8 protein-coding genes are annotated in these 10,079 nt (G+C 58.5%); 4 read left to right on the top strand and 4 right to left on the bottom strand.

Annotated features, from left to right (window positions below):
- From SD70_RS36995 to SD70_RS33400, 4 genes are all read left to right on the top strand, one after another.
- On the top strand, positions 1 to 487 hold a 487-nt coding region (locus SD70_RS36995), incomplete at its 5' end, for a DUF6385 domain-containing protein (protein ID WP_052487493.1).
- Positions 488 to 564: 77 nt separating this feature from the next.
- On the top strand, positions 565 to 2,616 hold the full coding sequence (locus tag SD70_RS15490; RefSeq protein WP_041048428.1) for a glycosyltransferase: 2,052 nt from the start codon (positions 565 to 567) through the stop codon (positions 2,614 to 2,616).
- The gene (locus tag SD70_RS15485; protein ID WP_052487491.1) at positions 2,573 to 3,997 is read left to right on the top strand and encodes a tetratricopeptide repeat-containing glycosyltransferase family 2 protein; all 1,425 of its coding nucleotides are present in this window, start codon (positions 2,573 to 2,575) and stop codon (positions 3,995 to 3,997) included. The genes SD70_RS15490 and SD70_RS15485 overlap by 44 nt, the downstream gene beginning before the upstream one ends.
- 16 nt (positions 3,998 to 4,013) lie before the next feature.
- Positions 4,014 to 5,990 (top strand): tetratricopeptide repeat-containing glycosyltransferase family 2 protein, encoded by a 1,977-nt coding sequence (locus SD70_RS33400; protein ID WP_052487490.1) that lies wholly within the window; start codon positions 4,014 to 4,016, stop codon positions 5,988 to 5,990.
- Here SD70_RS33400 and SD70_RS15475 read toward each other — a convergent pair.
- From SD70_RS15475 to SD70_RS15460, 4 genes are all read right to left on the bottom strand, one after another.
- A complete protein-coding gene (locus SD70_RS15475; RefSeq protein WP_041048427.1) occupies positions 5,974 to 7,092 on the bottom strand; it encodes a glycosyltransferase family 4 protein in 1,119 nt (372 codons plus the stop codon). The genes SD70_RS33400 and SD70_RS15475 overlap by 17 nt on opposite strands.
- Complete coding sequence (locus tag SD70_RS15470) at positions 7,092 to 7,823, bottom strand: glycosyltransferase (RefSeq protein WP_041048426.1); 732 nt, start codon at positions 7,821 to 7,823, stop codon at positions 7,092 to 7,094. Before SD70_RS15470 ends, SD70_RS15475 begins: the two co-directional genes overlap by 1 nt.
- Positions 7,816 to 8,895, bottom strand: a complete 1,080-nt coding sequence (locus SD70_RS15465; protein ID WP_041048425.1) for a hypothetical protein — start codon at positions 8,893 to 8,895, stop codon at positions 7,816 to 7,818. The genes SD70_RS15470 and SD70_RS15465 overlap by 8 nt, the downstream gene beginning before the upstream one ends.
- A 296-nt stretch (positions 8,896 to 9,191) precedes the next feature.
- On the bottom strand, positions 9,192 to 9,965 hold the full coding sequence (locus tag SD70_RS15460; RefSeq protein WP_041048423.1) for an SDR family NAD(P)-dependent oxidoreductase: 774 nt from the start codon (positions 9,963 to 9,965) through the stop codon (positions 9,192 to 9,194).
- Positions 9,966 to 10,079 lie beyond the last annotated feature (114 nt).

Genomic DNA, 10,079 nt, shown 5'->3' with positions numbered 1-10,079 from the left:
TCTCTTGAACGGTACGATCACCAGCGTGCTTGGCGCCACGATCACAGCCGGTACGCTGACTTCCGCCGGTACAGTCACCAATCTCTTGAACGGTACGATCACCAGCGTGCTTGGTGCGACCATCACAGCCGGTACGCTGAGCAGCGTCACTTCCATTTCGCAAAAAAGCTTTGTCGAGCAGGCGACGACCGGCATCACGACGGGCGACACGTTCACGCCGCTTCCTGCCATCACTACCAGCGTTCTGGGAACTTACTCCTTCTTCGTCGTGAACACGGGAGCCAACCCGGTCGATACGCAAGTGGAAATCAGTGCCGACGGCACCAACTATTTTATCGATACGACAGGCGACAACCCGATCGCCGCAGGCTCAACCGATGTATTGGTCCCGGCGCGCTTCCTGAAATATACGCGCTTGTCGTATCGGTCCGCCGCTGCGGGCAACGCATCGACGATCAACGTCCTTTTCAATGCTCAAGGAACTTAAGCGGTCTGCAACAAATATACTGTGTTATCGCCAAGAGTACATGGGCACCCATGTACTCTTTCTTCAGGAGGCAGGATATGAGGATCCCAACGCTCGGTGTTCATATCATCGTCAAAGATGAGGCGGAGCTGCTTCCGCAATGTTTGGACAGCATACAAGGCGCAGACGAAATCATTGTCGTCGATACCGGATCGAACGACGATTCAGTCGCCATCGCCATGCGTCAGGGAGCGAAAGTGATAAGCGCCCCTTGGCAGGACTCTTTTGCCGCAGCGCGAAACGAGGCGATTCGGTATGCGGCGACCGACTGGATTTTATGCCTCGATGCGGATGAGCATCTCGTCTCCAGCATCCGGGAGTTGCGCGAACATTTGCGGCATACGGCAGCGGAAGCGCTCGCCGTTCTGATCGACAATGCGCTCGGCCCCCGACTCGAAGACCGGCTGACGCACCGGGCTGTCCGCATATTCCGGAACGGCCGCGGATTTTATTTTCGAGGGGCGGTCCATGAAGATATCGGGCAATCGGTTGTCGACCGGTTCGGCGCTGCCGCTATACACGACTCCCCGATTCGGATATGCCATTACGGTTATTTGCCGCAAATCATGGAACGGAAACAAAAAACGAAACGAAACGAGGCGCTGCTGATTAAAGCGTTGAAAGAGCAGCCGAACGATCCGTTTTACTTGTACAACATGGGCGTTACATGCTGCCAGGCAGGCCGGCTGGCGGAGGCTAAGGAGTTGTTGAGCAAGGCGCTCTTCTTCGTTGCCGACCGGGCTCCCTACCGGCCAACCTTAATTCGGGATCTTGCCAAAATCATGCTGGAGCTGCAAGAAGCGGGTCTGGCCGAACTGCTTCTGCGCAAGGAGCTGCGGTCGTATCCGGATTATTCCGAGCTTGCCTACTTGTTGGGGCTTTCCCTGGAACATCAGGGGCGCTGGGAATCGGCGCTTGAAGCGTTCCGCAGCGCAGCCGCACAGACAAGCGGCAACGACGGTTACGTAGCGGAAGCGGGAACCGGCAGCTATCGGGCTCTTGCGAAAGCGGCCGAGATGGGATTGAAACTCGGCCGCTGGGAAGAGGCAGCCAGAGAGTACAACCGGGCGCTGCAATCGCATAGCCATTACGCACCCGCTCTGCGCGGGGCAGCGGAAGCTTTTCAGCTGCTGAACGTTCCGCTTCCGGAAATCGCCTCCTTCCTGCGTTCGGCCGTTCAGCCGCTGGACGTTCGCCAGCACGCCGCTCTGGCATCCGTATTATACGAGATCGGCGCGTTCCGCGAAGCGAAGGATTCGATCCCGGCAGAGTTGCTCTCCGACCCGGAACTGCGGATTCTTTATACGAAAGCGCTGCTGCAATGCGGCCTGTACGCCCACGCGGAGCGAATGTGGAGCGAGTACCCTCCGCCGGCCGGCGCGAACGAGGCGCAACAGTTGATCTTACTTTGCGGCATTGGCCAGCTGGAGCGCGACGGTAGCTTGCGGGGGCAGTTTCTGGATGCGATTCCGTCACCGCTTCGGGAATCGATGGCCGAGCTCAGGGACTTTGCGACCATCGCCGCCAAGGATGAAGCTGCCGCGAATCGGGATACGCCTTCATCGAGCACTGCCGAGCTGGCGCAGGAGCTTATCGTGCTCGCCGTCCAAGTTCAATGCTGGAACGCCGCACGCACACTATTGCGATTGGATCCCGGCTGGGAGCTTGTCTATGCCAAAGAGCTGTATCGGTTGGGACGAACGCCGCAAGCGGCCGATCTGTTCCTCGAACTGCTGCGCCAGCGGCGTATCGACGACGAAGGCGTTTTTATGCTGGGCGAAATTTTGTACGATAAAGGGCATTACTCTCAAGCGGCCGAAATGTTCGAAAGCTCGCTGGCAACGAGTCCGGAGGACGCGAGAGCGCGAACGGGCGCCGCCCTCTCCTATTTCCGCCTCGCCGCTGCGGGCTTAAAAGACATGTTGTCCCGTCAGCCGGACTGCCTCATGCTTGAGAACGATGTCAAACTGATCGAACAGCATGTCGAGATGCTGAACCGTACAGGTTGGCATACGGAATGGAATGGATTCCGAAGGAGGGTCCGTCGTGAAGCAGCCGGCGATTTCGCTGTGCATGATCGTCAAGAATGAAGCTGTCGCCCTTCCGCGCTGCTTGCGAAGCGTAGCCGGCGTCGCGGACGAAATCGTTGTCGTCGATACCGGTTCGACGGACGAGACAGTGCAAATCGCGAAAAATTTCGGGGCCAAAGTCGTCACCGCGGCATGGAACGGCGATTTTTCCGCAGCGCGCAACGCAGGTCTCGATCGGGCCCGGGGGACGTGGATCCTGTTTCTTGATGCCGATGAAGAGCTGGATGCCGGAGATAAAGAGCAGCTGCGGATTTGTACGAATCATACGGAATACGAAGCGTTCTTTTTGCAGGTGCACAACCATTCCGGAGAAACGGCTGAATCGTTCGCGGCAACCGTCAATCCAATCGTGCGCATGTTTCGGAACCGCCCGTCGTACCGGTTCCGCGGCCGCATTCATGAACAGATCGCGGCGTCCATTATGGAGCAGCGTCCGCAGGCGCATTTTCATATGACAACCGTGAAAATCCACCACTACGGATATTCGGGGAGCGTGATGACCGGTAAAAACAAAATCCGCCGAAATGTGGAGCTGCTGGAGAAGGAGCTGAGCGAACATCCCGGCGATCCGTTCACCCATTACAATGTGGCCGTCGAGCACATGCGCATGGCAAATTGGAGTTCCGCCCTGGCGCATCTTCGGGAATCCATGTCGCTCGCCGGGCCGGATACGAGCTACCGCCATTTGCTGCACAAATACGAGAGCCGCTGCCTCCTCGAAATGGCCCGGTACGAGGACGCCTTAGAAGCGTTGGACAGAGGCATCGCGCGGTTTCCCGATTACACGGATCTTTACCATATGAAAGGCGCCGTGCTGAACGCTGCAGAGCGGAAGCCGGAAGCCAAGGAGCAGTTTCTGCTCGCCTTGAGCAAGGGCAGGCCTCCTGTCCACTATAATACGGATGCGGGAACAGGCACTTATTTGTCTGCCTTTGCCCTGGCACAAATTTGCGAAGAATTGGGCGAGGACAACGCCGCCATTCATTGGTACGGAGAAGCGTTTCGGCACAACCCGAATTGGGCGGCGCCGCTGCTGAAGCTGATCCGGATATGCAAAGTCGCCCGGCAGGAAGACCGGCTGGCCGTGCTCCTGAAAGAGCGTTTTCTTCCAGATTCGGAAGCAGCCGCTGTCAAAGTCGTTAGGGCTCTGACAGAAGAAAATTGTCATACGGCAGCGGCGGCTCTGCTCGAGGTCTATCCCGGTGCCGGTCGTGCCGCGGCGGCGGACGAAACTTCCGAGGAAGAGCAGGCGTACCGCCAAATCAGAACTTTACTGGGCTTGGCGGATACGCATTTGAGCTATTTGGACCGGGAGCTGCCCTACAGCGACGTTTACCGCCGCGTCCGGCGCCGGCTGCCGTTTCCCATGCTCGACCGATAGGAGGAATGCGGCCGCCATGTTGGACATCTCCCTGTGCATGATCGTCCGCAACGAAGTTCAGCATTTGGAGCGCTGCCTCGCGTCCGTTCGCGGGCTAGCCGGCGAAATCATCGTCGGCGATACGGGCTCTGACGATGGAACGGTTGACGTTGCTCTTCGTTTCGGAGCGCAAGTGATTCCGGTCGTCTGGGAAAACGATTTTGCCAAAGCCCGCAACGCTGTGCTTCGACATGCGTCCCGCTCCTGGATTCTCGTTCTGGATGCCGACGAACAGGCGGACGGATGGGACCCGGCGGAAGTCGCGGCGCTGCTGGCGGATCCCCGCATCTTCGGCTATTATGTGCATGTGATCAGCTACGTCGGCGAGCCTGACAGCCGCGAATACGTCACCGACAGCGTCTGCCGCTTGTTCAGAAACGACCCGCGCATCCGCTTTCGCGGCAGTATCCACGAGGAAGCGGCGTCGTGCATCGAAGAAATGCCGGGCTCGCCGCTTGCTTTCTCGCGCCTTATCATTCGGCATTACGGCTACACGCAGCGGGAAATCGAGCGCAAAAACAAAATGGGGCGCAATCTCGCCTTGATCCGGACCGCTCTGCGGCAAACGCCCGGAGATCCGCTGCTGCGTTATGCGCTCGGCACCGAATACTTCCAGGCCGAAAACTATCCGGCCGCCGTCCGTACGTTGTTGCCGCTGCTCGCCGAAACGAGTACGGACCGGGGGTATTTGTCGGATCTTTTCGCGAAATGCGCGTATTCCCTCTACATGCTTCGCGAGGACGAGCGCGCCTTGTCAATCATCGAAAGCGGTTTGTCCCTATACGCCGACTTCAGCGATCTGCACGAGCTCCGCGCCCTTGTGCTGATCCGGCAAGGCAAGCTTGTCCAAGCTTTAGGGGCTTTGGAAGCGGCGCTGCACTGTGGCGACGTATCCGCACGATATTCGTCCACCTCCGGGTGCGGCACGTACCGGACCCATTATCTGGCAGGCCAAGTGTGGGACCGGTTGCTGCGTTTTGCGGAAGCGGCAAGCCATTACGAGCGGGCGCTCTCGTACCGTCCCGGCTACTTGCCGGCGTGGACGGAGCTCGTCCCGCTGCATTTGCTGCAAGAGCGTTCGTCGCGACTGATCGCGCTGCTCGCTTCGTACCCCGAAGCGCTGAGTCCGGAGCTGATGACGATCCTCCTTCCGTCCGCTTTGAATGCCAGATCGGCAGAGCTCGTCTCCTATTTGCATGACGCATGCAAAAACCGTTTCGACGGCGTTCCCCTGCTTCCGCTGCTCGAAACTATAGCTCTTTTTCTCGCCGATAAAGACGATGCCGCTTACGCCAAGCTGCGCGATTTGCTCCGGGAAGCTCCGGCCGACCCGGCGCTCGTTCGCTACGGGTGGGCCGCAGCGTGGAAACGGCAGCGTACGGAACAGGCGCGGGAAATTGCCCGGCTGTTCGGCGGGGATCGCCTGCTTCGGATACAGATCTGTTTGGAAGAACGGCAAAATCAAATTGACGGCGATTTCGATTGGCTGCCCGCGTGGCAAGCGCTTGTCCAAATCGGCGCCTGGGACGCGGCTCTCCGGTTATACCGGAACGCAAACGGCGCGATTCGTCCGGGAACCGCTCCTCCCTCGATTGTGAGCGGCATGCTGCAGGCTCCGGCGGCGTACCGGCGGCAATGGTGCCGCCAGTATGAAGCTCTCTGCACCGAGGAAGCGGAAACGAAAGCCCCGATCCATGCATCCGAGCTGCTTCTGTATACGATTCTCGCGCTATCTTGCGGCATTAAGCCAGACATCCCCGTTGCCGGCTTGGCTAGACTGTGCGCGGACCGCCTCGGCGCCGATATGGCGCTTGCCTGTTATCGGATCGCTAAGGCGGCCTTTTACGGCAGGCTCCCGGACGATTATCGCGATTGGCGCCAGCTCTTTAGGGTCCTTCCCGCACGGTCGGACGAGCAAGGCGAGCGGAACGGACCGGCTACGGCGACTCCATGAAATCGGCGATAATCGTTCTCCACTTCCGTTTCCAGATCGCTTTGTCGAACGCACGTGCCGTCGCCCGCGCCTCGCGCCCCAGCGAACGCCGCAGCTGCTCGTTTTCAACCAACGAGCTGATCGCTTCGTAGATTTTGTCTTCCGTAGGCGAAACCAGCAAGCCGTTGAAGCCGTCAATAATCAAATCGTTCAATCCGCCGACATTGGCGCTGACGACCGGCAAGCCGCAGCTTAACGCTTCCAAACAGGAAAATGACGTCCCTTCCGAGAAAATCGTCGGGATAACGGCAATGTCGGCGCGCTGGTACGCCGTTTTCATTTGCGCAAACGTATAGGCTTGATGCCGAATCCGATTCCGGTGCGGATGGGCGCCAAGCCATAACCGGAACGCTTTCGTCAGCAGGCTGTCTTCAATCACTTCGCCGGCAAATTCGATCGCGACGTGCGGGTAGCTGGCCAGCAAGCGATCGGCGGCCAGCATCATCGGCACGATGCCGCGCTCGATGCTGATGCGCCGCGGATACAGGATGCGGAGGCAGTCCCGCTCCGATTTCTCCTTGTCCGCAGGAACATATTCCTCCGTATCGACCGCATTCGGGAGCAGCACGACTCGCTCCGGATCGTCAAAAGAGCATACCGCCCGGCAAAACGTCACAAAATGGGAATCCACAGATACAATCCGCTTTAACCGGGACAACGCGTTCTGCACGTTGCGGGCGACGTTTGACTTATGCTCGGGGGAAAACCCCGGATGATCCCAGTTAATGCCGTGGCAAATGCCGATGCTTCCTTGTTTGTAGTCGATCGGTTCCCAGATGAAGCTGGAATAAACGATCTTGTCGCCGGCTTCGGCGCTCATTCTGTTGAATGCTTCGACCAGGTTTGTCTGCTTGCAATCGTAGCCGATGACCCGAATCCCTTCCAGCTCCGTGCGGAACGACCCGCTCGCGGAGAGCTGGTGAATAACCGGCCGGCAGCCGAGCTCCTTCACGACTCCGGACAAATCGTACAGGTAGCGCTCCAGCCCTCCTCCATAGATTTTGTCGGTGTTACCGTTATAAGCGTCCGTAAAGCTGTGCGTCAAAATCCCTATTTCCCGCATCACGCTTCCTCCTTCCAGGGCACGAGGTTGGGATTCTCGTCCAAGATAGAACGGTACTGCTCCAGGCTTCCCCACTCCCCGTTCGGATCGCGCTCCATATAGCGCAAGTATTTCCGGTAAAGTTCCTCTTGCGAGACGGCCCAGCCATAATGTTTGACCCGCAATTCCGACAGGAATCCGGGGAGAGCCGCATAAGTGAGCGGCAGCCGGGGGACGTGATGATCCATGCGGGGGAAAAAGTAATAATAGCCCGGAATGTAACGGACGAGAGAGCGCGTATGCCTGCGGTGAATTTGCCAGAGCCGGTCTTCCCGGTAATGTGTCGTCCCGCCCCAGAAGTCGAAGAAGCGAAATCCGACCCAATCATATTCGTCCTGATCGATCAGCGTCCTCATCCACGCTTTCGCCTTGTCTTCATAGAATTCATCGGCGTCCACCGACAGCAGCCAGCCGGGCTTCGTTTCGCAGGCAGCGTTCCAAAGCAGAAGGCGCAATTCCCATTCTCGATGAAAGCTGGATTGCTTGAGCTCGATCAGTTTGGAAACTTTGGCGAAAGAACGGCACAACTTGACGGTTCCGTCGGTGCTCGCATCGTCGACAATGACGATCTCGTCCACAAAATCGGTCAAATCCTGCAGCACCGCTTCCAGATGCTTATCCGCTTCGTTGCGGACCTGCAGCATCGCCGTCAGCCTGTTGCCGCGCGCTTTCCGGACCGTTTCGTTACGCATGCCGATGCCTCCCCAGAGCAAATTCGGTTTCCAACTCCCAACGCTCCAGTTCCGCCATGTGCCCAAGCAGCAGCCAATCTTTTGCCGCGGCCCGAAGAAACGCGTGAATCGCTTCATGCCGCTTTCCGCTCAGCATATCAAGCGTCCCGCGCAGCAGATCGGCCAAATACCGCTCGGGCGTCTGCTTCCGGATTCGCTCCAGCAGCTGCAGGGCTTCTTGATACCGGTATACCGGCAAGTAACAGCGGAGCAAATGCGAGCCCGCCTCCGGATCGTCCGATCGAAGCAGCGTCCCAATCGCGTTTCGGTAATCGTCGTTCAAACGGAACAGTTCGGCCTTCGCCAAATCCGTTCGTCCTTGGTCCAAGTAAGCCTGCAATACCCGCACCCGGCTTCGCTCCTCATCAGTCAGCGCCGTAATCGCATACACCCGAACGGCCGCCTCCAAATCGCCCTCCTTGGCATCCATTGCGGAAAAGAAACGGTAATGCGTACGCAGGCAATCCGTAAATTCTTTGATCATCATTTGCTCGAACGACAGCGACAAATACGATTTGGCGGACGATCGCCCGAGCAAATATTGGTACGACGCGAGCAAATAGCAGATCGTCTCGTGATCCCCGATGCGCTCGTGCCAATTGCGGTAAAAAGCGGCTTGCGCTTCCCACTGGCGATGCATCCATACATCAGTTGACTCGCCCCGCAGCTTGGCGCTTATCGCCTCGGTCCACACGGTGCCGCTCTCCTCGATATCGTTTGGCATATACAAGACGTGATCGTAGCGAAAACACATTTCCAAATAGATTTTTTCGGATGAAGTCGCGATCAGATCCGCTTGCGCCGCCATCAGTCCGTGAAACTTCCGCAGTGTCTCGGAGCTGTCCGCTTCATCGCGTCTTTCCGCTATGGCGATGACGATCCGGGGCTGTATAAGGCGAACGCAAGGGAGCAGATAAGGCGATGTGACGACCGCTCCGTATTCGCCTCTGTTCAAACGGGCGAGGTCCAGCAGCGACACGGGCCGGATGCCGTTCGCGTCATCATCCGGTTTGCCGTCAGCGCCGAAAAACAAAATTTGTTCTCGTTCAGGCAGCCTTTGAATATAAGCTTTGTATGGAAACGAAGGCCAGTCCTCGCGGCTGAATACGACGTATTTCAGGAAGATCCCCCCATTGCGCGAAGTTCGCTCGCTCCATCTTATTGAGAATCGGGCGGCTTTGCTTGGGGTTCCACCTAGCTGGAGGCTGTGATGCCGAAAACGCTGCTGGCAGGAGAAAGCCGCCGCGAAAAAAATGCCAGGCCACTAAGAGTGGCCCGGCATTTGCCGTGCGATGCCTCCGTTTGCCGAATCCGAAGAGCCGGCTGACGCTAAAATCCGTAAATCGTCATCCCGCCGTCGACCATCAGCGTCTGCCCGGTCACGTATGCGGCGGCGTCGGAAGCGAGAAACACCGCCGGCCCGACGAGCTCGGGAAGCTCGCCTATCCGACGCAGCGGCGTCCGCGCGACAATGTCGCCGACAAAGTCCGGATCCGCGAGCAGCTTCTCGGTGAGCGAAGTTTTGAAATACCACGGGCCGAGGGCGTTGACGTTAATGCCGTATTTGCCCCACTCCAGCGCCAAAATCCGCGTCATATGCATCAGCGCCGCTTTCGTCGCGCCGTAGACGACGCCGGTGCGCAGCGCGACATGCCCGGCAACCGATGCTATGCTGACGATGCGTCCGCCTCCCTGCTCCTTCATGTGCCGGCCGGCCGTCTGGGAGAACAGAAACGCCGATTTCAGATTCGTCTGCATAATCGTCTCCCATTCGTCCTCCGTTACTTCCAGCGCCGGCGTACGGATGTTCATGCCGGCGTTATTGACCAGAATGTCGACCCGCCCCGCCCATTCCGACGCAGTCTTGACAGCCGCGCTGACCGCATCCGCATCGCGGATATCGGCAGGGATGACCAGCGCCTCGCGTCCGGCCGCCCGCACGAGAGCCGCCGTCTCCTCCAGCTGTTCGCGCGTTCTGGCCACAAGCGCGACGTCCGCCCCGGCTTCGGCATACCCGACCGCAATCGCTCGTCCGATGCCGCGGCCGGCGCCGGTAACGAGAGCTTTGCGTCCTTCCAGCCGAAATGATGGCAAGTAATTCATGCAAACCAGTCCTCCTGAACGTTGATCGACCGAACCTAACAGAAACCGCCATGCCCCTTTATCATAGAAAAACCGCCAGCCGCTGTCCACTCCCGCAGGAAGAGGCGAAGCAGG

The organism is Gordoniibacillus kamchatkensis (assembly GCF_000829455.1).
GTDB lineage: Bacteria > Bacillota > Bacilli > Paenibacillales > NBRC-103111 > Gordoniibacillus > Gordoniibacillus kamchatkensis.
This window is presented reverse-complemented; position numbering and strand designations above follow the sequence as displayed.